The sequence below is a fragment of the Marinicella gelatinilytica genome (assembly GCF_026410405.1).
GTDB lineage: Bacteria > Pseudomonadota > Gammaproteobacteria > Xanthomonadales > Marinicellaceae > Marinicella > Marinicella gelatinilytica.
The window spans coordinates 1-472 of the sequence record NZ_JAPMLN010000042.1; the positions used below are offsets into that span (position 1 = coordinate 1).

Annotated in this window: 1 rRNA gene; it reads right to left on the bottom strand. The window is 47.0% G+C overall.

The annotated features are described in order from the left end of the window. Window positions 1–472 (bottom strand): 23S ribosomal RNA (locus OS173_RS13265); the annotation flags it as partial.

The following is a 472-nucleotide window of genomic DNA, read 5'->3' on the forward strand; positions in this document are numbered from 1 at the left end:
AGATCGCCCGGGTTCGGGTCTAATTCCAGCAACTATGCGCCCTATTAAGACTCGGTTTCCCTTCGCCTACACTATTCGCTTAAGCTTGCTACTGAAATTAAGTCGCTGACCCATTATACAAAAGGTACGCCATCACCAGATATAAATCTGGCTTTGACTGCTTGTACGTATGCGGTTTCAGGGTCTATTTCACTCCCCTCACAGGGGTTCTTTTCGCCTTTCCCTCACGGTACTGGTTCACTATCGGTCGGTAGGGAGTATTTAGCCTTAGATGATGGTCCACCTATATTCAGACAGGGTTTCTCGTGCCCCGCCCTACTCACATTCATCTCATAATCTCTTTCACTTACAGGGCTATCACCTTCTTTGGCTGGCTTTTCCACACCATTCTGTTAAAAACTATAAAACTTTTGGGCTAATCCGCGTTCGCTCGTCGCTACTTGCGGAATCTCGGTTGATTTCTTTTCCTCCG